We start from the raw sequence: 21,204 nt of genomic DNA, 5'->3' as shown, positions 1-21,204 counted from the left end.
GCTTAGCAGCCGGCCTTTCTATTTCAGTTTGTGCCCAGCGCATCCTTGATGAGAAGCGGGATGGTTTCGAATTCCCGTTCGAAAGCGGCGCGGAATTCCTCCGGCGTATTGGCGATCACGTCGAAGCCTTGTCCTTTGACGAAGGCGTTGAGTTCCGGATCGGCCATTGCTTCCCTGACGCTGCGCGCTGTCTGCTCGATGATGTTTTGCGGTGTCTTGGCAGGCGCGGCCATACCCAGCCAAGTCGGCGCCAGGAACACCGGATCGGCATATCCAAGCTCGGCGAAGGTCGGCACGTCGGGCAGCAGCGCCGAACGATTGGGCCCATTGGTGGCGATGGCGACGAGCTTCTTGGTCTCGACGAACGGCGCGGCCAGAATGGCACCCGTATAGGTGATCTCCACATTGCCGCTCAAAACATCCTGCACCGCCGGTGCCGAGCCCTGATAGGGCACGGTGTTCAACGAAATGCCGGTCTTCTTCGCCAGCGCGCGGGTGATCAGATTTTGCGGCGAAGCCGGGCCAGTGACGCCGACATTCCAGCCGGCGGGTGTCGAGCGCACCTTGGCGATCAGCTCGCTCAACGTATTCACGCCGAGTTGCGGGCCGACCAGCATCACATAGCCGGCAGAGCCGATCTGGCTGACCAAGGCGAAATCCTTTTTCGGATCGTAGGTCACCGATTTCATCGAAACCGCATTGGAGACCAGAGCATCGCCGGTGGAGACGAGAAAGGAATAGCCGTCGCCCGGAGAACGGGCGACATCGGCGGCGCCGATCGTGCCGGCCGCGCCGGTCTTGTTCTCGATGTAAATCTTCCAGCCGGTTTTCTTGGACATCACGTCGGCGAGCTTGCGCGCCACCGTATCGGTGGGCGCTCCGGCAGGATAAGGCACGACCCAACGGATCGGCCGGTCGGGATAGGTGTCGCTGGCATGGACGGTGCTGAGCTGTGTCAGCGCCGCCAAAGCAAAAGCCGAGGCCCCCAAGATACGCTTCATCGCATGTCTCCATCTATGCGCGGTGCGAAGCCGCGCTAGTTATTGCCTCTCGGGTCCTCTCCTGAGACGATTTTGGAAAGCTTCAAATCGTTATGACGCGGACATCTCGACCGGCGGCTTGATGTCGTCGGGCATCGGGCTGCGGTAGCGGGCCTTGCCGGCGCGCTTGGCATGGTCGGCCTTGGCCTGTTCGATGAGACTGCGATCCTTGAACAGATCGATGGCGGTGGCCGCCATCACTTTGGCGGCATGGACCATGCCCTTATGCGCGGCCGGGCTCTTCCCCTGCGCGACCATCTGCCAGGTGTGGAATTGCGTGCCCACTGCAAAGGTGGCGCCGAAGAGCTGTGCCGTCGGCACAACCCAACTCACGTCGGAAATATCGCCGGAGACGGTGAGGGGTGAAGCCGGTGCAAGGCCCTTGGGGATCAGGATATCGCCGAGCGGCCGATTGGCTTCCGGCTCGAGCCCATATTGCGCGCAGGTATTGGCGATATCCGTGTCTTCGAGTGTCGCCTGAATCTCGCGCGCGAAAGTCAGGTCGGCCTCGTCGAACTGCGGCGGCCCGATTTCATCGAGATTGCGGCGCATCACCTCATTGAGGCTGGCGGTGTGAACCAGATTGGCGACGCCGCTCAAAGCCTCAATGCTGACCTGCGTTTCCGTCATCAAGGCTGCGCCCTGTGCCACGGCTTTGACGCGTGCGATCAAGGGCAGCAGATCGGCCAGCGAACTGGCGCGAATGACATAGCGCACTTTGGCGCGCCGCTGCACCACATTGGGCGCGATGCCGCCACCGTCGATCATCGCGTAGTGAATGCGTGCGTCGCTTGGCATATGTTCGCGCATATAGTTGACGCCGACATTCATCAATTCCACCGCGTCAAGCGCGCTGCGGCCAAGATGCGGCGAGGCGCCGGCATGCGAGGCCTTGCCATGGAAGGTGAAGTCGAACCTCGCATTGGCGAGCCAACTGCGCGTCATGACATCGGCGAAGCAACCCGGATGCCAGGAGAGGGCAATATCGACATCGTCGAAGAGACCGGCCTTCACCATGAAGACTTTCGCGGCGCCGCCTTCCTCGGCCGGGCAGCCGTAATAACGCACCGTGCCAGGCAGGCCGTTGGTGGCGAGCCAGTCTTTCACCGCAGTCGCTGCCAGCATGGCGCCGGCGCCGAGCAGATTGTGGCCGCAGCCATGGCCTTTGCCACCATCGGCAAGCGGGATCGGCTTGGCGACACCGGCCTGCTGGCTGAGATCGGGCAAAGCATCGAATTCGCCGAGAAAGGCGATGATCGGGCCGCCTGATCCGGCTTCGCCCATCAAGGCGGTGGGCATTCCGGCGCAGCTCGCGGTCACGCGAAAGCCCTGCGCTTCCAGCTCCGCCACATGCGCGGCCGCCGATTGGACCTCGGCGAAACACAATTCCGGCGTGTCCCAGATCTGATCGGAGAGCGCGGTCAGGCGCTCTTGCTTCTCGTCCACTAGGGTCCAGATTTCGGGAATATTGCTCATCGTTCGCGCCACGCCATTCGTCATTCCGATGACTGGATATTGAGGCGGCAGTTGAACTTGCAGACAAGTGAATTATGCTGAGCTTAAATCAACCAATTAGTTAAGTCAGGATCATGAGCATTCGCGACCGGTTGACGCTCAGGCATTTGCGGCATGTGCTCGCCGTATCGGAGCTTGGCCGTCTCAATCTGGCGGCCGACCGCCTTCACATCAGCGAGGCCGCCGTCTCCAAATCCCTGGCGGAAGTGACGGCGATCGTCGGCGTGCCTGTCTTTCGGCGCGAGCGGACCCGCTGGGTGCCGACCGAACCCGGCGTTCGCCTGATCGCTTTCGCGCGGCGCGTCACTGCCGAATTCGATGCCTTCGATGGTGTCATGCGCGATTTGCGCAGCGGCGTACAGGGCACGGTGGTCATCGGTCTGCACGTCATCACCGGCCAATTGTTCATCGCCGAGACCCTTGCGAAGGCCAAACGCGATTATCCCGGCATATTCGTTCGCGTCATCGAAGGCGTGCTGCCTGATCTGATCGACGATCTCCGCAACGGCACGGTCGATCTCGTCTTCGGCCGGATCGGGCAGGTGGCTTTGGATCGGGACTTCGACAGTGTCGGCATTGCCAACGAGTCGGCGCTGGTTGTGGCGAGCCCCCATCATCCGTTGAGCAAAAAGCGCAAGCTCACCTGGGCCGATGTGGTGGAGGAGGGTTGGATCTTGCCGCCAACAGGCACGCCGACGCGCGAAGCGCTCGCCGACCATCTGTCGCGGCAAGGGTTCGATCTGCCAGCCAACAGGATCGACACGAAGTCGATATCCCTTATTCAATCGCTTTTGAGTGCGGGTTCCTTCGTTTCGATCGCGCCGCAATCCGTTGCACAGCATTGGGCGGAACGTTTGTCGATGCACGTTCTGCCTTTGCCGCCGATCGACGTCAGCACGCCCATTGGCTTGATCTGGTCGAAGACCAATCTGTTGCCGGCGGCTGAGATCGTGAAGGACTATGTCCTCGACAATCTCAAGGTGGATCGCCCGAAGCGCTCGGGACGGTCCTCGCGTTAAGCGCATTCAGGGCAGGCGATCGAGAAAATCCTTGATGGCCGAGATCGTCTCGCGCGGAGCTTCCCGATGCGGCGAATGATGAATGCCCGGCAGAATGACCCGCTCGAAATGGCCACCGCCCGTGCCGACGGCCGATTCCAGCACGTCAATTTGGGCCAGCGTGCCATATTGGTCGGCATCGCCCTGCATGCCCAGAATCGGCACGCGAAAGCCCTCCAGCTCTTCGCGCATCTCCAGCGCCGCGCCAAAATCGGGATTGAGCCAGACGTCGTTCCAGCCGCGAAAGGCGCCGTCGACGTCCTTGTGCCAGCGCGCGAGTTTCGCACGTAGGTCTGTCGTCTCGTAAGCGACTTTGGTTTGGGCGATCTCGCGAATTGAAAAGTCTTCGACGAAGAAGTGCGGCGCGATCAGCACCGCGCCACACACTCTGGGATCGGGCGCTGCCGTTGCATAGAGCGCGGCGATGGTTGCGCCATCGGAATGGCCGACGAGAAGAATACGCGCTGTATCGATCTGAGCGATGACTTCGGGCAGAACGTCGCGTGTGTGTTGACGCATATAGTCGAGCGGACGCGGCAGTTGAATGGGACTGGAGGCGCCATAGCCTTCGCGCGAATAAGCGAAGACGCCGGCGCCGGTGGCCTCGGCCAGAGCAGCTTTGAAACCACCCCAAAGCTGCGCGCAGCCAAGCCCTTCATGCAGCAGAAGAATGACAGGCGCGTCGGCGGAGGGCGGCGGCTCGAACGCATATTCGAGAGAATGGCCACCGGCTTGAACGAACCCGGCGCTCGTCATCGTCGTTGAATGGGTCACGCTTTCTGGCCCGTGAATTCGATTGCGCCTTCAGGCAGCAGATAAAGAATACAGGCTTTACCGCCTGTCACGGTGGGGAAATGCGACGAGCCCGGCGGATAGACATACCAGCCGCGCGGCTTGCCATCGAACAAGGGCTTCCCGGCGATCGGCATGATCATGCCGATTTCGCCGGTGGTGTGCACATGGTGCGGCCCGGCGATGTCTTCCATCACAACCACGTCGACGCTGAACGTGCCGGTGTCCTGTCCCGGTTTGACGGCGCGGCCATAAGCGATGCCGCCAGCCGTGCGCGCGCAGAGCCAGCCGTCCTTGACGCCCGTGAAGGCAAGTTTTTCCAGATCATCGAACGGCGCGTCGCCGGGCGGAAAGGTGCTCTGCAGAAAGGCTTCGAGATCGGCGTTGAGCGGCCGCGTGCCGATGGCTTCAGCGATCTGGCTAACGGCTCGGCGGAATTGATCTTCTCCGGTGGATGGCATGGCGCTCCTCCGATCTATGCAAAATAATGCACATTTCTTGTGTTGGAATTTCTCAAAGTCAAGAAGAAATGCATTATATGACATCTCGGGTTGCATCAGGAGCGATCAATGGCGGAACAACAGGAGCCCAGCATTCGCCTTCAAAAGGACGGGCCTGTCGGACGGATAATCCTGTCTCGTCCGCAACGTCTGAACGCTCTGACCGCCGACATGCTGGACGCCTTGCACGAGGCGTTGCGCGATCTCGATGCCGATGCAAGCATTCGTGCCATCGTGCTGACAGGGGCGGGCCGCGCGTTCTGCGCCGGTCAGGATTTGTCTGAACGCGATCCGCGCCAGCGCAGCGAACCTTTCGATCTCGAGGCGATCCAGCGTCGCAGCTATCATCCCATTCTGCGGCTCATGCGCTCGACACCCAAGCCCATCGTCACGGCGGTGAACGGTCTTGCTGCGGGCGCTGGCGTGGCGTTGGCGCTCGCCGGCGACATTGTTGTCACGCGCGAGAGCGCCCGCCTGGTTTTCTCCTTCGTCAAAGTCGGGCTGTCCGTCGATGCCGGATTGGGCTGGAGCCTGGTTAAGGCGTTAGGGCCGGCCAAAGCGAGTCTGTTGTTGATGCTGGGCGGCGAACTGACGGCGCGCGACGCCACGCATTCAGGCCTCGTCAGTGAATGCGTTGCCGACGACGCCTTCGATGCGCATGTCGAAACGATGGTCCAGGCGCTTGCGGCCGGTCCGGCGACGGCGTTGGCCGGATTGAAGCGAGCGGTGGAGGCGGCGTCGGGCGTATCAGGTTGGGAAAGCTATCTCGATACCGAAGCGAAGTGCCAGGGCGCGGCCGGTTTCGATCCCGATTATCCCGAAGGCGTGCTGGCATTCCTTGAAAAGCGTACGCCCAAATGGCGTGGTTTTGCTTGATTCAGGCCCGCATCAATGTCGCCGGCAGATCCAGAATGCGGTCGATCTCGTTCAGGCAAGCGTCCGGTGAGAGATCCGTGGTGTCGACGACGAATTCCGCGCGCGCATATTCGTCCTCGCGCGAGATCAGCAGATTGCGCACGTGTTCAAGGGCGCGTGGCGCAGCCTTGATCGGGCGCATGTCGCCTTGATTGATCACGCGCTGGAGATGCGCTTCCGGTGACGCTTTCAACCAGATGGTGCGGAATGATGAAATGATCGTTCCCATCGCTTCTTTGTTGGCGACGATGCCGCCGGCGGTTTCGACGACGATGAAGTCGCTGCGATTGAGAAGGGCGTTGATCGCTTCGTTCTCCATGGCGCGATAGGCGTCCGGGCCACCGAGATTGAACAGATCGTCGAGGGAAATGCCGGTGCGCCGTTCGATCTCGCGCGTGACGCTGACGAAAGGCACGTTGTGGCGCGCCGCAAGCTGACGGCCGAGAGTCGATTTGCCGGCGCCGCGTAGACCGAGCAGCGCCACACCGCGCTGGCCACGCCGCCGTTCGGCGAGCCAGGTTTGCAGCGTGGGAATGCAGCTCTGCTGCTCGGCGCGCGACATGCTGCGGATCAAGGCGCCGAGATTTTCATCGATCGCGGAATCGGTTGGGCGGGCGAGGAGGGTGGTGTCGCCGCCGTCAGTCAGCAATTGCGTCAGCTCGACATCGAGCGCGGTCGCGATGCGCGACAGGACCAGCAGGCTGACGTTCGATTCCGCCGCCTCGAGCTGGATGAGATAGCGTTCGGAGATTCCGGCGGCCTCCACCACCTCGCGACGGGAGAGCCCGCGCAGATCGCGCAGCGCCCGCACCTTCCGCCCGACGCGAACAGCCAAGTCTTCCGAATCGAAAGTTTCCGCAGATTTCATCGACATTCATGAACGATAGTTCAGAAAATAAGACTTAGCAAGAGCCAGCAGAGAGCTGGAACGAGAAAAATAACAATGTTTATTGACTCTCACGATCTCCGGTGCGTAGATAATATGCATTATACCACCTGTTTTAGGTCGGTGGGAGGGTCAATTCATGAACTATCGCGCAGATCGGCCGACGGCCGCCGCCCAGCCTTCCGAGACGACGATCGACTTCCTCACGTCGCCCGATCGCTATCGGCACTGGAAGCTCAAGGTGAACGGCGACATCGCGGAACTCGTCATGGACGTGAACGAGAACGCGCCCTTGATGCAGGGCTATCAGCTCAAGCTCAATTCCTATGACCTGGGTGTCGATATCGAACTGTCGGACGCGTTGCAGCGTCTGCGTTTCGAACATCCCGGCGTGAAAGTGGTGCTGCTCAAGTCGGGCAAGGACAAAGTGTTCTGCGCCGGCGCCAACATCCGCATGCTCGCGGCGGCCTCTCACGTGCATAAGGTGAACTTCTGTAAGTTCACAAATGAGACCCGCAACAGCATGGAGGATTCCTCTGAGAATACGGGGCTCAAATTCCTTTGCGCCATTCGCGGCACCGCCGCCGGCGGTGGATATGAGCTGGCGCTCTCCTGCGACCACATCATTCTGTCCGACGACGGCTCGTCCTCCGTGTCTCTGCCGGAAGTGCCGCTGCTGGCCGTTCTGCCGGGCACCGGCGGTCTCACCCGCGTCACCGACAAGCGCAAGGTGCGTCGCGACCGCGCCGACATTTTCTGCACGGTGGAAGAGGGCATCAAGGGCAAACGTGCCGTCGAATGGCGCCTCGTCGATGAAGTGGTGCCGAATTCCAAGTTTGAGGCTGCGGTGCAATCGGCGGCGGCGGCCTTGGCTGCCAAATCCGACCGTCCAGCCGGCGAGAAAGGCATCACACTGACGCCGCTTTCGCGCGACATCAGCGCTGACCGCATCGCTTATTCCCTCGTTACGGTCGATCTCGATCGTGCCGCGCGCCGCGCCACCATCAAAGTGTTGGGCCCGCAAGATCCAGCGCCCGCATCGGTCGCCGATGCCAAGGCGCTGGGCGCGCAGTTCTACAGCCTGCGCGTCGCACGCGAACTCGACGATGCGATCGTCCATCTGCGGCTCAACGAACCGGAGATCGGCACCTGGGTGTTTCGCACCGAAGGCGACGCCGATCTGGTCTGCGCCTATGACCGCTTCCTGGAGCAGAACAGCAAGGATTGGTTCATCCGCGAGACCCTGCATTTCTGGAAGCGGGTGCTCAAGCGCATCGACGTCACCTCGCGTTCGCTGGTGGCGCTGATCGAAAGCGGATCGTGCTTTGCTGGCTCGCTCGCCGAAATCGCCTTCGCCTGCGATCGCTCTTATATGTTTGCGGGCACGGTCACCGGCGGCAATCAATCCATGGCGCATATGACGCTGACGCCTTTGAACTTCGGACAATATCCGATGTCCAATGGTTTGACCCGTCTCGAAACCCGTTTCCTCGGTGAGCCGGAAACGGTGCAGAAGGTCAAGGAGAAGATCGGCGAATCCCTCGACTCGTCCGATGCCGAACTCCTCGGTCTCGTCACCGAATCCTTCGACGAGGTCGATTGGGACGACGAAGTCCGCATCTTCCTCGAAGAGCGCACCAGCTTTTCGCCCGATGGCCTTGTCGGCCTCGAAGCCAATCTGCGCTTCGCCGGCCCCGAGACCATGGAAACGAAAATCTTTGGTCGTCTCACCGCCTGGCAGAACTGGATCTTCCAGCGTCCCAATGCCGTCGGCGCCGATGGTGCGCTGAAACGCTACGGCACGGGCCTCAAAGCCGAATACGACATCAAACGCGTCTGACGCGTTAACGGCCTCATATTCAGGGAGCATATCATGTCGAGTTCCTCAGCAGCATTTGTCGAAGGCGCGGTGGATTATTCGACCCGGATTCCGAACAATGTCGGCCTCGTCAACGACGCGCGCGTCCTCAAGGCGATGGAGCAATGGTATCCAAGCTACATCGACTGGTGGATGAACATGGGGCCGGAGGGCTTCCAGACCTCCGACGTCTATCTGCGCACCGCCGTATCGATCGACCCGAAGGGCTGGGCGCAGTTCGGCTATGTCAAAATGCCGGACTATCGCTGGGGTATTCTGCTGGCACCACAGGAAGAGAACCGGCTCGTCAACTTCGGCTCCAACAAGGGGGAGAAAGCCTGGCAGGATATCCCCGGTGAACATCGCGCCAGCCTGCGCCGTCTCGTCGTGATCCAGGGCGACACCGAACCGGCCTCCGTCGAACAGCAGCGCCATCTCGGCGTGACCGCGCCATCGCTCTATGACATGCGCAACCTGTTCCAGGTCAACGTGGAAGAGGGCCGTCATCTGTGGGCGATGGTCTATCTGCTGCAGAAATATTTCGGCCGCGATGGTCGCGAGGAGGCCGAGGGTCTGCTGCAGCGCCGCTCCGGCGATCCTGACAAGCCGCGCATGCTCGGCGCCTTCAATGAGGCAACGCCCGACTGGCTGTCCTTCTTCATGTTCACTTTCTTCACCGATCGTGACGGCAAGATGCAGCTTGAAAGCCTGGCGCAATCGGGCTTCGATCCGTTGTCGCGCACTTGCCGCTTCATGCTGACGGAAGAAGCCCATCACATGTTCGTCGGCGAGACCGGCGTCGGTCGCGTGATCGAGCGTACCTGCGAAGCCATGAAGGCGGCGGGAATCGATGATCCCTATGACGTCGACCGGGTGCGTGCGCTCGGCGTCATCGATCTGCCGACCATTCAGAAGAAGGCCAATCTGCACTTCTCGCTGTCGCTCGATCTGTTCGGCTCGGAAATTTCGACCAACGCCGCCAATTTCTACAATGCGGGCTTGAAGGGCCGGTTCATGGAAACCAAGATCGACGACGATCACGTTCTGACCAATGCGACTTATTCGGTCCTGAAATATGTCGATGGCCAGATCCGCTATGTCGATGAGCCGGCACTGACCGCGCTCAACATGCGTCTGCGCGACGACTACGCCAAGGATTGCCAGGGCGGCGTCAATCGCTGGAACAAGGTCATCGAGAAATACGGCATCGATTTCAAGCTGACCTTGCCGTCCGTCGCCTTCAACCGGCACATCGGCGAATTCCGCAACATTCACACCTCGCCGGAAGCTCAGATTTTGAGCGAGGAGGAATGGGTGAAGAACCGCGGCAAATGGCTGCCGTCGTCCGATGACGGTGCCTTCATCAACACGCTGATGAAGCCGTGCTGGGAAAAGGGTCAATACGCCTCCTGGATTTCTGCGCCGAAGGTCGGTGTCGACGGCAAGCCAGGGGATTTCGAATACGTCGCGATCCATCGCGGCTGAACAGGGCTCCGCCAAGGCCGTGGGTTAAACCCGCGGCCGATCACGTGGAGGAGGAACGTGCATGCCAGAGGATGTGGTTTCGTCGGAGCTGCGCAAGCAGCACCTCATCGATCCTGAAATCTGCATCAGGTGCAACACCTGCGAGGCCACGTGCCCGGTGGGCGCCGTCACTCATGACGACAACAACTATGTCGTCGATGCGGAGAAGTGCAATTTCTGCCTCGATTGCATAGCGCCCTGTCCGACCGGCTCCATCGACAATTGGCGCGTGGTGCGCGCGGCCTGGTCGATCGAGGACCAGTTGGGCTGGAATGAACTGCCGGCGCAAGAAAACATTGCCGGCGATACCAGCCAGCTGAGCGGTGATGCGGTCGAGGACGAGATCGAGGCGCTGCTTGCCACCGCCCATGCCGGCGCTGGCGGCAAGGTCGGCCCGCCGGCATCGGCGGCAAAGCCTGCGGTCAATCTGTTCCGGCGTGCCAAACCCGCCATCGCGGTGGTGCAGGGCAATTATCGCATCACGGCGGCGGACACCGAAAGCGACGTCCGCCACATCGTGCTCGGCTTTGGCGATACGCCGTTTCCCGTGCTCGAAGGCCAGTCGATCGGCATCGTGCCACCGGGCACCCGCGCCGATGGCAAGCCGCACGACGTGCGTCTCTATTCCATTGCTTCGGCCCGCGACGGCGAAAAGCGCAGCGCCAACAATCTCGCACTCACGGTGAAGCGCGTTCCTGGCGGCGTCGGTTCCAATTACGTCTGCGATCTGAAGATCGGCGACAAAGTGCAGGTGACTGGACCGTTCGGGGCCACCTTCCTGATGCCCAATGCCCATGATGCCAATGTCATCATGATCTGCACGGGCACGGGATCTGCGCCGTTCCGCGCCTTCACCGAACAACGCCGCCGCACCGGCCAGAATGTGACCGGCAAATTCGTCCTGTTCTTTGGCGCGCGCACGCCGCAGGAGTTGCCTTACTTCGGTCCTCTGCAAAAGGTGCCGGATTCGCTCTTGGAAAAGCACCTTGTCTTTTCCCGCGTGCCGGGCAGCGACAAGGAATATGTGCAGGACCGCATCCGCCGGGAAGCGGTGGACATGGGCACGCTTCTGCAATCGCCGAAGACCCATATTTTCATCTGCGGCCTGAAAGGCATGGAAGCCGGCGTTGACGAGGCTTTGGCCGATGTCTGCCGCAAGCACAGGCTCGATTGGACCGCATTGAAACCCGATATGCGCGCGCAAGGCAGGTTCCATGTTGAAACCTATTGAGCAAGACGCGCCGCCGCGCCCCTTCGTCCACGCCATCGCGCCTTATTGGGCTGACGCTGATCCCGCTGGCATCGTCTATACGGCGCGCTTCACCGATTATGCGCTCCGTGCGATCGATGCCTGGATGATCGATCGCATTGGCGCCGGCTTCTATGTGATGAACACCACATGGGGCATCGGCACGCCTTTCGTCCATACGGAATGCGATCTGCGTGCGCCGGCGCGGCCGGGTGAAAATCTCAATATTTCGGTTTCCGTCGAACGCGTCGGCAAGACGTCGATCACGTTCGCGGTGCAAGGCCATGGTGCCCAACGTGGTCTGTTGCATTTCGAAGGGCGTTTCATCTGCGTATGCGTGAGTTCACTGGAGGAGGATGTCGAGGTGCAACCGATCGCGCTCGATGCGCGCATTCGATCGGCTGCCGAGGCGGAACTGAGGGCTACCTGAAACGGACCATGTAACGATCAATCGAGGAGGGGAAAGCATGCTCAATCACGGGTCTATCAATCGTCGCCGCCTGCTTCGCGTCGGTGGCGGTTCACTTGTCGCGGCCACGATTCCGACGACCTGGGCCATCGCGCAGGCGAAGCCCGTCAAAGTCGGCCTGATGCTGCCCTATTCGGGCACGTTCGCGCAGCTTGGCGAAAATATCACCCATGCGGTGGAAATGCTGATTGCCGAAAAGGGCGGCACTTTGGGCGGCCGTCCCGTTCAGTTTGTGCGCCTCGACGATGAATCAAAGCCCGAAGCCGGGCCGCAGAATGCCGAGCGCCTGGTCAAGAAGGACAATGTCGATGTGTTGATCGGCACGGTCCATTCCGGCGTGCAGATGGGCATCCACAAAGTGGTGCGCGAAAGCGGCACGCTGACGATCATTCCCAATGCCGGCAATAATGACGTAACGCGCAGCCTGTGCGCCCGCAACGTCTTCCGCACGTCCTTCACCAACTGGCAGCCAGCCTATGGCATGGGCGTGGCGCTGGCGAAGAAGGGAGCCAAGCGCGCCGCCTTCATCACCTGGGATTATGCCGCCGGTCAGGAATCTGGCGCAGCCTTCAAGGAAGGTTTTGAAAAGGGCGGCGGCACCTTCGTGCGCATGTTGACCCTGAACTTCCCTGAAACCAATTTCCAGCCGCTGCTGGCGCAGGTTCCGGGCCTCGATGTCGATGCGGTCGGTGCTTTCTTTGCCGGCGGCGGCGCGGTGCAGTTCGTCAAGGAATATGCGGCGGCGCAGCTCAAGCCGGCTCTGTGCGGCGCGGGCTTCCTCACCGAAGGTACGCTGCCGGCGCAAGGCAAGGCGGCCGAGGGAATCGAGACGGCGCTGCATTATGGTGACAGCCTCACCGGCGCCAAGAACGAGGCCTTCATGAAGGCCTTCCGTGCCAAGGCGGGCCGCGATGCTGACGTGTATGCGGTGCAGGGCTATGATGCCGCGCAACTGCTCGCCGTCGGTCTCGATGCCGTGAAAGGCGACCTTGATAACGAGGCTGGTCTTTATAAAGCGATGCGCGGCGCGAAGCTTGAGAGCCCACGCGGGCCGATTTCCTTCTCGGATTCGCAGAACGTCATCCAGAACATCTATCTGCGCCGCGTCGAGAACGGACTGAACAAAGTTGTCGGTGTCGCCGTCGAAGCGCTCGCCGATCCCGGTACCGGCTGCAAAATGTGAATGAAACGACCGGCTGCGGGTCACCGCAGCCGGTCTTGTCCTCGCTCGAATGAAGGACTGTCATGAGCGCCGCTTTGCTCTCGCAGCTTTTGAACGGCCTGCAATATGGGCTGTTGCTCTTTTTGATCGCCAGCGGTCTGACGCTGGTTTTTGGCGTGCTGGGGATCATCAATCTCGCGCACGGCAGCCTGTTCATGATCGGGGCCTATATCGTCTTCTTCGTCGTCAGCAAGGTCGGCTCATTGTGGATCGCCATTCCGGTGGCGGTGATCTGCGGTCTGGCGCTTGGCGCACTTCTGGAACGATTCCTGTTCCGTCATTTCTATGATCGCGAACATCTCGATCAGGTGCTGCTCACCTTCGCGCTGATCCTGATCTTCGAGGAAGTGCGCTCGCTGCTCGTCGGCAACGATTTTCATTCCGTGCCTGTGCCGGCCATTCTCGATTTCTCCGTGCCGATCACCGGCACGTTCAGCTATGCGGCCTATAGGCTCTTCGTCATCGCCGTGTGCCTCGCCGTGGCTGCCGTCCTTTTCTACTGGATCGAGCGCACCAAAATGGGCGCGATCATCCGGGCGGCAGCGGAAAAGCCGGAAATCGTCGACATCCTCGGCATCGATGCACGCCGCGTCCATCTCGTCGTTTTCGCGGTCGGCGCCGCCTTGGCAGTGATGGCCGGCGGCCTGGCCGCGCCGCTCACCTCGGTTTATCCCAACATGGGCTCGGGCCTGCTCATCATCTCCTTCGTCGTCGTCGTGGTCGGCGGTCTGGGGTCCGTCAGCGGGGCCTTCTGGGCGGCTTTGCTCATCGGCCTCATCGACACATTAGGCAAAGCTTATGGCTCGTCCCTCGTCAGCCTGCCCCTTGGTCAGGTTCTTGCGGCGCTCGCCTCCATGTCGGTCTATATTGTGATGGTCGCCATTCTTCTGTTCCGGCCCACGGGGCTGTTCGGGAGGCGGGCATGAGCTCATCGCATATGTTGCCGCAGTCCTGGATCGGCTGGTGCGCGCTCGCCGTGGGCGCGCTCGTGCTCGCTATTCTGCCGTTTTATGTACCGTCCTATTACGTCGGCCTGACCACCGTTGCGATGATCGCCGCCATGCTGGCGCTGAGCGTGCATCTGTTGGTGGGCGGCGCCGGCATGGTCAGCCTGTGCCATGGCGCTTTCTATGGCGTCGGTGCCTATACGGTCTTCTTTCTCTCACCGGAGGGCTCGCCCCAGCCGGCATGGCTCACCTTGCCGGTCGCTATGCTCGTTTCCGGCCTCTGCGCTTTAGTCGTCGGTGCGCTGTCGATCCGCACAAAAGGCTTCTTCTTTCTGATGGTGACCTTGGCTTTCGGCCAGATGCTGTTCACCGTCCTGCATGACACCAAGCTCGGCGGCGGCACCGACGGCGCCTATCTCGCCAAGCCGATTCTCTCGCTGTTCGGTTACACGTTCGATCCGATGTCGCTGCCGCGCAGCCAGCGCTCTTTTCCGGCCTATTATGTGGCGTTCGGCCAGCTCGTCGTGACCTATCTGGTGCTGGCTTTCCTGTTGCGCTCGCTGTTCGGCCGCGTGTTGCATGGCATCAAGTTGAACGAACATCGCATGGAGGCGCTGGGTTATAATACCGGCTTCTACAAGCTCGGCGCCTTCGTTATCGCCGGCGTGTTCGCGGGCGCGGCCGGCCACATGTGGAGCTTGCAGTCGGGCTTCGTTAATCCGGAACTGCTGGCCTGGCACAAGTCGGCCGAAGCCTTGCTGATGATTTTGCTCGGCGGCATCAATTCGCTCGCCGGCGCCATCATCGGCGCTTTCGCCTTCACCGCTCTGGGCGAGGCGGCGCTGAGTCTCACCGATCGCAAACTGTTGGTGCAAGGCCTGGTCGTTCTGCTGGCGGTGATCGTCCTGCGCCATGGCATCGCCGGCATTCGCCTGCGCGATCCCCGCCGATGGCTGCAAGCCCTCAGATCACCGGGTAAGTGGCCGAACCTGAGCGTCCGCAAGCCCGTGCAGGAGGCGCGTCAAAATGATTGATCAGCCGATCCTGCAAACGGAAGACGTCTCGCGCCGCTTCGGCGGTCTGTTCGCCGTTCGCAACGTCACCTTCGCGCTCGCCGCGCGCGGCCTGCATGCGGTGATCGGGCCGAACGGCGCCGGCAAGTCGACCTTCGTCAATCTGCTCTCCGGTCAGGTGCAGCCCTCGGCCGGGCGCATTCTGCTGCGCGGGCAGGATGTCTCGGGCCTGCCGGCCTGGCGGTTTCCGCATTTGGGCGTGACGCGGTCGTTTCAACGCACCAATATTTTCAAATCCTTCACCGTTCACGAGAACGTCCGCCTCGCGGCTCAGGCGACACGGGTCTTCGGCAAGGACATGTTTTCGACCGTGCGTCGCACGGCGCATTTGAACGATGTCGCCGATCGGGCGATCGAGCGCGTCGGCCTGGCCGATCAGCGTCAGACGATCGCCGGCATTTTGAGCCACGGCGCGCAACGCCAACTCGAGATCGCCATGACGTTGGCCATCGAACCCCAGGTTATCCTGCTCGACGAACCCTTGGCCGGCATGGGGCAGGACGAGAGCGAGCGCATGGCGGCGCTGATGGGCGGTCTGGCGACAGACCATGCGGTTCTTTTGATCGAACATGACATGGATTTCGTCTTTCAGGTTGCTGATCGCATGACGGTTTTGGTCGAGGGCAAAATCCTCGCGACCGGAACGCCTGAGGAAATCCGGCGCAATGCGGCGGTGCAAGCCGCTTATCTGGGGGACAGTGATGTCCACTAAGCCGCTTATCGCCGTGCACGGCTTGAACACATTTTACGACGCGAGCCATATCCTGCGCGACGTCACGCTGGAACTCCGCGAAGGTGAAACCCTGGGCCTCATGGGCCGCAACGGCATGGGCAAGACGACCTTGTTGCGCACGATCATGGGGCTGGTGAATCCGCGCTCGGGCCGCGTCAGCGTGGCCGGCCGAGACGTCACAGGCGAAGCGAGCTTCCGCATCGCCCAACAGGGCCTCGCTTATGTGCCCGAAGGGCGCGGCATCTTTGCGACGCTCAGCGTTTTGGAGCATTTGCAGATCGCCGAACGAACTGGCGTCGATGGCAGCCGGGATTGGACATTGCAGCGCGTGCTCGATCTCTTCCCGCGCCTGCGCGAACGGCTCGGCCATCGCGGCGATCAATTGTCTGGTGGCGAGCAACAAATGGTGGCGATCGCCCGCGCGCTGCTGACCAATCCACGCGTGCTCATTCTCGACGAGGCGACGGAAGGTTTGGCACCGCTGATTCGCGAGGAAATCTGGAAGATCATTCGCCTGGTGAAGGGCGCCGGCCTTTCGAGTTTGATCGTCGACAAGACGGTTTCGGAAGTGGCGGCGGTGTCCGACCGTATCGCCATCCTGGTGAAAGGCGAGGTGGCGTTCAATGCGACGCCGGATGTGTTGAAGGCCGATCCGGATCTCATGCACCAGTATCTGGGCGTGTGAGAGGCGAGGCCAGAGGGAGGACTTGCAGATGAATGCGATGACGATGGATCTGACTTGGGCGCCCCCGGCGGGCGAATATAACGCGGCAAGCGATCTGGTCGATCGCACCGTGGCGGCGGGCTTCGCCAACAAAGCCGCCTTCATCGATCCGACGCGGCAGATCACCTATCGCGAGCTGCAACAGCGCTGCAATCGATTCGCCAACGGTTTGCACCGCCTCGGCATCCGCCGCGAAGAGCGCATTGCGCTGATCACGTTGGATACGGTGGACATGCCGGTGATCTTCTGGGGCGCGATCAAGGCCGGCATCGTACCGATCCCGATCAACACGCTGCTGACGCCGGAATTCTGGACCTACATGATCGAGGATTCCCGTGCGAGCGCCGTTGTCGTCTCCGCCGAATTGCTCGATCGCGTCGGCCCGGTACTCGAGGCGATCCGCCGACAGCGGCCACTGCATGTGATCGTTAGCGGTAAGGGGGACTTTCCCGGCGCGGTCAGTCTGGAAACATTCCTGGGCGAAGGTTCCGATGAAGCTTTGGCGGCGCCGACCCGCGCCGATGAGGTGGCCTTCTGGCTCTATTCGTCGGGCTCCACTGGAGCGCCGAAGGGCACGCGTCATTTACATGCGAGCCCCATGTACACAGCACGGCTCTTTGCCCAGAACGTCTTGAAATTTTCGTCCGAGGATGTGGTGTTCTCGGCGGCGAAACTGTTCTTCGCCTATGGGTTGGGCAACAGCATGTCTTTTCCCATGTCGGTGGGCGCGACCGCGATCCTGCTGCCGGATCGTCCGACCCCCGACAGCGTCATGAAAGTGATGCGCGATCATCAGCCGACGATCTTCTGCGGCGTACCGACCCTGTTTGCCTCCATGCTGGCGAACAAGGACGTCGGCAAGGGCGCCGGTTCCGATCGTCTGCGCCTGACGACGTCGGCTGGCGAAGCCTTGCCGGAGGAAATCGGTCTGCGCTGGCAGGAGAAGGTCGGCACCGAAGTGATCGACGGCATCGGCTCGACGGAGATGTTGCACATCTTCGTCTCCAATCGTCCCGGCATGGTGCGTTACGGTTCATCGGGCACGCCCGTTCCCGGCTATGAGGCGAAGCTCATCGACGATGCCGGCAATCTCGTGCCGCAGGGCGAGATCGGCGAACTCATCATCAAGGGGCCGTCGTCGGCCGAGGGCTATTGGCTGCAACGCGCCAAAACCCGCCGCACCTTCTGTGGCGAATGGACCTATACCGGCGACAAATATCGGATCGGCGAGGACGGCTTCTATTATTACTGTGGCCGCACCGACGACATGTTCAAAGTCTCTGGCATCTGGGTCTCGCCCTTCGAGATCGAGAGCGTCCTGCTGACCCACGCGTCCGTTCTCGAAGCGGCAGTTGTAGGCAAGGAAGACACGGACGGGCTCGTCAAGCCGAAGGCTTTCGTCGTCTTGAAGCCCGGCGCAGCCAACAGCGAGACGTTGTTCGAAGATCTCAAGGCGCACGTCAAGAACAATGCCGGCGCCTGGAAATATCCGCGCTGGATGGAAGTGCGGGACGACCTGCCCAAGACGGCGACGGGCAAAATTCAGCGTTTTAAATTGCGTGAGGAATCATGATCGAGCTTTCCAGTCATGTGTTGGGACGTTGGCTGTCGCCGGCATCAGGTGGTGCGGAGATCCATAGCGCCGTCACGGGTGAGCCCGTCGCGCGGGTGGCGTCAGGGCCGGCGGCCATGGCGGACGTGCTGGCCTATGCGCGCAAGGTTGGTGGCCCGGCCTTACGCAAGGCGACGTTTCGCGAACGGGCGGAACAGCTCAAGAAGCTTGCCGAATATCTGAATGCCCACAAGGAGCAGCTCTACGAGCTTTCGCGCCATGCCGGCGCCACCAAGATGGACGCCATGCTCGATGTCGATGGCGGCATCGGCGTGCTGTTCGTCTATGCGTCGAAAGGGCGCCGGGAATTGCCGGCGTCGAACCTGTTACTCGACGGCGATATCGAGCCCTTGACGAAAAGCGGCAATTTCATCGGCCGCCATGTGCGCACGCCATTGCAAGGCGCCGCGGTTCATATCAACGCTTTCAACTTTCCATGTTGGGGTCTGCTGGAAAAATTCGCGCCGGCCTTTCTCGCTGGCGTTCCTGTCATCACCAAGCCGGCGACGGTCACAGCCTATGTGGCCGAACGGCTTGTGCGTCTCATCGAGGCCTCCGGTGTATTGCCCGCCGGCGCCTTGCAGACGGTGATCGGATCGACGGGCGATCTCTTCGATCATCTCACCGGTCAGGATGTGGTCTCCTTCACGGGCTCGGCCGAGACGGCGCAGATCCTGCAACGCCATCCGGTCATCGCGCGTGAAGCCGTGCGCTTTATCGCCGAGCGCGATTCCGTCAATGCCGCACTGCTGGCGCCTGATGCTGTGCCCGGCACACCGGAGTTCGATCTTTTCGTCAAGGAAGTGGCGCGCGAGATGACGGTGAAAGCCGGCCAGAAATGCACGGCCATCCGCCGTGCTTTCGTGCCGCGCGGTGCCCTGGCGGCGGCGACGGAGGCCCTGCGGGCACGCCTCGCCAAAGTGGCGGTTGGCGATCCCGCGCTTGAGAATGTCCGCATGGGGCCATTGGTGGGCCTTTCCCAGCGCGGGCAGGTGCTCGATCTCGTCGGCAAGCTCAGGCAAGAATGCGAACTCGCTTTCGGCGATCCGCAAGCCTTCGAAGTCCTCGGCGCCAATGCGCAGACCGGCGCTTTCCTGCCGCCGCTTCTGCTGAGCTGCGCGTCGCCCATGTCCGCCAAATACGTTCACGACGTGGAAGCCTTCGGCCCCGTTTCGACGCTCATGCCTTATGACGATCTCGATCAGGCGATGGACCTCGTTAATCGTGGCCAAGGCAGCCTCGTCGCTTCCGTCTACACGTATGACGGAGCGACGGCCGCGCGCATCGTGCAGGACATCGCTTCCTTCCATGGTCGTCTCTTGTTCATCGATCGTGACTGCGGCGCTGAGCAGACTGGGCATGGATCGCCGATGCCGCATCTCTTGCATGGCGGCCCGGGCCGCGCCGGCGGCGGCGAAGAACTCGGAGGCCTGCGCGGCATGATGCATTATTTGCAGCGTACGGCTTTGCAGGGATCGACGGCGCGCATCGCATCGATCACCGGAGAAAACTTGGTCGGCGCGACTTCGTAAGCGAACCTCCCGAGATCAGGCCAAGCCAGCCGGTTTTGCCGCCGCTGGCTTGGCTTTTAGTCCACAAAACCGCAGTTTAGATTTTCCAAAAATGTAAAAAGTATATTATTGACATAAAGGCCCTCGCTTCCTAGTTTGCCGGCGTTTTTGCCGGGGTTCGAGAAAAGCCTGGCCGGACTTGAAGGTCCGGACCGCTGGTTGGCTTTCCGAAGGGGATTGGACTCGCCCCCGGTCTAACCAGTGGAGGGATGTCTATGAAATCCATACGCCTATTCGCTTTGGCTGCCGTTTCGGGCTTAGCGATGTCTGCCCTGGCTTTGGGAGCGGGCACGGCCAAGGCCGATCCGGTGAAGGTCGCCTATCTGACCCCGAAGACCGGACCGCTGGCGTTCATCGGCGCGATGTACGAGCCGACCGTGGATTTCGTCGCCAAACCGTTCAATGCCGCCGGCGGCTGGAACGGTAATCCGCTGCAAGTGACCATCTATGACGATGCCGGCACCACCCAGGGCGCGGCCGATCGCTTCAAACAGGCCATTGCCGATGGCGCCCGCATTTTCATCGGCGCCGGCACGTCGCCCTTGGCCTCGCAGAACCTCGCCGACATTCAGCGCTGGAACCAGCGCAATCCCGATGATCCGGCCGTGCTGCTCATCGTCGGTGCCGAAGGCCTCAACTTCACCGGCAAGGACTGCAACTACTATTCCTTCCGCTTCACCACGACGCCCTACATCCGCCAGAACGCACTGGCGAAGGTGATGAAGGACAAGGGCATGCTCGGCGAGCGTATCTATTCTTTGCAGCCCGATTATACGATGGGCCGCGAGATGGAAGCGGCTTCCGATGAAAACGCCAAGACCTACGGTTATGAAGTGGTCGGCAAGGCGCGTCACGACGTCTTCAAGATCCGCGATTTCTCGCCCTTCATCGAAAAGGCCCGCGGCGCCAAGCCCGACACGGTGTTCACAGCCAGCAGCGGCAGCGATCTTCTGTTGATCCTGCAAGCAGCCGCGGCCTCCGGCCTCAAGACCAAATTCGCCGGCATGTTCCTTGACGAGCCGGGCAATCTGGCGAGCGCCGGCGCCGCCGCTCTTGGCGGCTACAGCGCGCAGATCTTCAATGCCGAAGCGGGCGGCGAAGCGGGCGACGCCTATCGCGCCGCGTTCAACACGGCGACCGGTCGCGATCCGGTGGCCTTCATGAGCAACGGCCTGATCACCATGACCATGCTGACCAGCGCCGTGAAGTCGCTGCCGGCGGGAAGCAAGATCAACATCAAGCAGCTCATCACCGCGCTGGAAAACAACAAGGTGGAATGGCCGATGGGCACGTTGTCGATGCGCGCGCAGGACCATCAGCTGCAGTTGCCGCTGGTCGTCTCCATCGTGTCGAAGGATGCCAAACACAAGCTCGACGGCACCGACATGGGCTTCCAACCGGTGAAACTGCTGAGCGCCGAGGAAACCTCGGTGCCCGTCAGCGCCGAATGCAAAATGGTTCGCCCCTGACCGAAGCGACAGCGGCTGGGCATCCTTGGCGATGCCCAGCCTGAGCG

The 21,204-nt window shown here is 61.4% G+C and carries 19 protein-coding genes; 14 read left to right on the top strand and 5 right to left on the bottom strand.

Annotation, left to right across the window (positions count from 1 at the left end; genetic code table 11):
* Positions 1-23: 23 nt before the first annotated feature.
* The gene (locus tag OIM99_RS01405; protein WP_311848524.1) at positions 24-1,001 is read right to left on the bottom strand and encodes a tripartite tricarboxylate transporter substrate binding protein; all 978 of its coding nucleotides are present in this window, start codon (positions 999-1,001) and stop codon (positions 24-26) included.
* Between the two features lie 90 nt (positions 1,002-1,091).
* The gene (locus OIM99_RS01400; RefSeq protein WP_311848523.1) at positions 1,092-2,516 is read right to left on the bottom strand and encodes a M20 family metallopeptidase; all 1,425 of its coding nucleotides are present in this window, start codon (positions 2,514-2,516) and stop codon (positions 1,092-1,094) included.
* 113 nt (positions 2,517-2,629) lie between these two features.
* Between OIM99_RS01400 and OIM99_RS01395 the strand changes: the two genes are divergently transcribed.
* Positions 2,630-3,574 (top strand): LysR family transcriptional regulator, encoded by a 945-nt coding sequence (locus OIM99_RS01395; RefSeq protein ID WP_311848522.1) that lies wholly within the window; start codon positions 2,630-2,632, stop codon positions 3,572-3,574.
* Positions 3,575-3,580: 6 nt separating this feature from the next.
* Here the strand turns inward: OIM99_RS01395 and OIM99_RS01390 are convergent, their stop codons facing one another.
* Positions 3,581-4,387: an alpha/beta hydrolase gene (locus OIM99_RS01390; protein WP_311848521.1), complete on the bottom strand. Its 807-nt coding sequence runs from the start codon at positions 4,385-4,387 to the stop codon at positions 3,581-3,583.
* Positions 4,384-4,866: a DUF4863 family protein gene (locus OIM99_RS01385; RefSeq protein WP_311848520.1), complete on the bottom strand. Its 483-nt coding sequence runs from the start codon at positions 4,864-4,866 to the stop codon at positions 4,384-4,386. The genes OIM99_RS01390 and OIM99_RS01385 overlap by 4 nt, the downstream gene beginning before the upstream one ends.
* A 108-nt stretch (positions 4,867-4,974) precedes the next feature.
* On the opposite strand from OIM99_RS01385, the gene OIM99_RS01380 reads away from it, so the two are divergent.
* Complete coding sequence (locus OIM99_RS01380) at positions 4,975-5,781, top strand: enoyl-CoA hydratase-related protein (protein WP_311848519.1); 807 nt, start codon at positions 4,975-4,977, stop codon at positions 5,779-5,781.
* Between the two features lies 1 nt (position 5,782).
* Here OIM99_RS01380 and OIM99_RS01375 read toward each other — a convergent pair whose 3' ends face one another.
* Positions 5,783-6,688, bottom strand: a complete 906-nt coding sequence (locus tag OIM99_RS01375) for a shikimate kinase (protein ID WP_311848518.1) — start codon at positions 6,686-6,688, stop codon at positions 5,783-5,785.
* Between the two features lie 157 nt (positions 6,689-6,845).
* Here OIM99_RS01375 and boxC point away from each other — a divergent pair, with 157 nt between their 5' ends.
* The 12 genes from boxC (at position 6,846) to OIM99_RS01315 (ending at position 21,157) form a co-directional block, all read left to right on the top strand.
* On the top strand, positions 6,846-8,546 hold the full coding sequence (gene boxC, locus OIM99_RS01370; protein WP_311848517.1) for a 2,3-epoxybenzoyl-CoA dihydrolase: 1,701 nt from the start codon (positions 6,846-6,848) through the stop codon (positions 8,544-8,546).
* A gap of 33 nt (positions 8,547-8,579) precedes the next feature.
* On the top strand, positions 8,580-10,049 hold the full coding sequence (gene boxB / locus OIM99_RS01365; protein WP_311848516.1) for a benzoyl-CoA 2,3-epoxidase subunit BoxB: 1,470 nt from the start codon (positions 8,580-8,582) through the stop codon (positions 10,047-10,049).
* A 61-nt stretch (positions 10,050-10,110) separates the two neighbouring features.
* A complete protein-coding gene (gene boxA / locus OIM99_RS01360; RefSeq protein ID WP_311848515.1) occupies positions 10,111-11,319 on the top strand; it encodes a benzoyl-CoA 2,3-epoxidase subunit BoxA in 1,209 nt (402 codons plus the stop codon).
* Positions 11,303-11,767: an acyl-CoA thioesterase gene (locus OIM99_RS01355; RefSeq protein WP_311848514.1), complete on the top strand. Its 465-nt coding sequence runs from the start codon at positions 11,303-11,305 to the stop codon at positions 11,765-11,767. Before boxA ends, OIM99_RS01355 begins: the two co-directional genes overlap by 17 nt.
* Before the next feature lie 37 nt (positions 11,768-11,804).
* Entirely contained in the window at positions 11,805-12,989 is a 1,185-nt protein-coding gene (locus OIM99_RS01350) for an ABC transporter substrate-binding protein (RefSeq protein WP_311848513.1), read from the top strand.
* Positions 12,990-13,051: 62 nt separating this feature from the next.
* The gene (locus OIM99_RS01345; protein WP_311848512.1) at positions 13,052-13,954 is read left to right on the top strand and encodes a branched-chain amino acid ABC transporter permease; all 903 of its coding nucleotides are present in this window, start codon (positions 13,052-13,054) and stop codon (positions 13,952-13,954) included.
* Positions 13,951-15,009 carry a branched-chain amino acid ABC transporter permease gene (locus OIM99_RS01340; RefSeq protein WP_311848511.1) on the top strand — a complete coding sequence of 353 codons (1,059 nt, stop codon included), beginning with the start codon at positions 13,951-13,953 and terminating at the stop codon, positions 15,007-15,009. Before OIM99_RS01345 ends, OIM99_RS01340 begins: the two co-directional genes overlap by 4 nt.
* On the top strand, positions 15,002-15,760 hold the full coding sequence (locus OIM99_RS01335; protein WP_311848510.1) for an ABC transporter ATP-binding protein: 759 nt from the start codon (positions 15,002-15,004) through the stop codon (positions 15,758-15,760). The genes OIM99_RS01340 and OIM99_RS01335 overlap by 8 nt, the downstream gene beginning before the upstream one ends.
* Positions 15,750-16,466 carry an ABC transporter ATP-binding protein gene (locus OIM99_RS01330; RefSeq protein ID WP_311848509.1) on the top strand — a complete coding sequence of 239 codons (717 nt, stop codon included), beginning with the start codon at positions 15,750-15,752 and terminating at the stop codon, positions 16,464-16,466. Before OIM99_RS01335 ends, OIM99_RS01330 begins: the two co-directional genes overlap by 11 nt.
* Positions 16,467-16,494: 28 nt before the next feature.
* Positions 16,495-18,078 carry a benzoate-CoA ligase family protein gene (locus OIM99_RS01325; RefSeq protein ID WP_311848508.1) on the top strand — a complete coding sequence of 528 codons (1,584 nt, stop codon included), beginning with the start codon at positions 16,495-16,497 and terminating at the stop codon, positions 18,076-18,078.
* Positions 18,078-19,649: a phenylacetic acid degradation bifunctional protein PaaZ gene (paaZ, locus tag OIM99_RS01320; protein ID WP_409371495.1), complete on the top strand. Its 1,572-nt coding sequence runs from the start codon at positions 18,078-18,080 to the stop codon at positions 19,647-19,649. Before OIM99_RS01325 ends, paaZ begins: the two co-directional genes overlap by 1 nt.
* Before the next feature lie 254 nt (positions 19,650-19,903).
* Positions 19,904-21,157 (top strand): ABC transporter substrate-binding protein, encoded by a 1,254-nt coding sequence (locus tag OIM99_RS01315; protein ID WP_311848506.1) that lies wholly within the window; start codon positions 19,904-19,906, stop codon positions 21,155-21,157.
* Positions 21,158-21,204 lie beyond the last annotated feature (47 nt).

The sequence above is a fragment of the Methylocella sp. CPCC 101449 genome, from assembly GCF_031921685.1.
Taxonomy (GTDB): domain Bacteria; phylum Pseudomonadota; class Alphaproteobacteria; order Rhizobiales; family Beijerinckiaceae; genus Terripilifer.
This window is presented reverse-complemented; position numbering and strand designations above follow the sequence as displayed.

Excerpts from the sequence above, each read along its gene's own strand:
- OIM99_RS01405 (WP_311848524.1), bottom strand. The coding sequence starts at position 1,001 with ATGAAGCGTATCTTGGGGGCCTCGGCTTTTGCTTTGGCGGCGCTGACA.
- OIM99_RS01395 (WP_311848522.1), top strand. The coding sequence starts at position 2,630 with ATGAGCATTCGCGACCGGTTGACGCTCAGGCATTTGCGGCATGTGCTC.
- boxB (WP_311848516.1), top strand. The coding sequence starts at position 8,580 with ATGTCGAGTTCCTCAGCAGCATTTGTCGAAGGCGCGGTGGATTATTCG.
- OIM99_RS01385 (WP_311848520.1), bottom strand. The coding sequence starts at position 4,866 with ATGCCATCCACCGGAGAAGATCAATTCCGCCGAGCCGTTAGCCAGATC.
- OIM99_RS01375 (WP_311848518.1), bottom strand. The coding sequence starts at position 6,688 with ATGAAATCTGCGGAAACTTTCGATTCGGAAGACTTGGCTGTTCGCGTC.
- OIM99_RS01355 (WP_311848514.1), top strand. The coding sequence starts at position 11,303 with ATGTTGAAACCTATTGAGCAAGACGCGCCGCCGCGCCCCTTCGTCCAC.
- OIM99_RS01325 (WP_311848508.1), top strand. The coding sequence starts at position 16,495 with ATGAATGCGATGACGATGGATCTGACTTGGGCGCCCCCGGCGGGCGAA.
- boxA (WP_311848515.1), top strand. The coding sequence starts at position 10,111 with ATGCCAGAGGATGTGGTTTCGTCGGAGCTGCGCAAGCAGCACCTCATC.
- OIM99_RS01380 (WP_311848519.1), top strand. The coding sequence starts at position 4,975 with ATGGCGGAACAACAGGAGCCCAGCATTCGCCTTCAAAAGGACGGGCCT.
- OIM99_RS01335 (WP_311848510.1), top strand. The coding sequence starts at position 15,002 with ATGATTGATCAGCCGATCCTGCAAACGGAAGACGTCTCGCGCCGCTTC.
- OIM99_RS01350 (WP_311848513.1), top strand. The coding sequence starts at position 11,805 with ATGCTCAATCACGGGTCTATCAATCGTCGCCGCCTGCTTCGCGTCGGT.
- OIM99_RS01400 (WP_311848523.1), bottom strand. The coding sequence starts at position 2,516 with ATGAGCAATATTCCCGAAATCTGGACCCTAGTGGACGAGAAGCAAGAG.
- OIM99_RS01330 (WP_311848509.1), top strand. The coding sequence starts at position 15,750 with ATGTCCACTAAGCCGCTTATCGCCGTGCACGGCTTGAACACATTTTAC.
- OIM99_RS01345 (WP_311848512.1), top strand. The coding sequence starts at position 13,052 with ATGAGCGCCGCTTTGCTCTCGCAGCTTTTGAACGGCCTGCAATATGGG.
- OIM99_RS01340 (WP_311848511.1), top strand. The coding sequence starts at position 13,951 with ATGAGCTCATCGCATATGTTGCCGCAGTCCTGGATCGGCTGGTGCGCG.
- OIM99_RS01315 (WP_311848506.1), top strand. The coding sequence starts at position 19,904 with ATGAAATCCATACGCCTATTCGCTTTGGCTGCCGTTTCGGGCTTAGCG.
- boxC (WP_311848517.1), top strand. The coding sequence starts at position 6,846 with ATGAACTATCGCGCAGATCGGCCGACGGCCGCCGCCCAGCCTTCCGAG.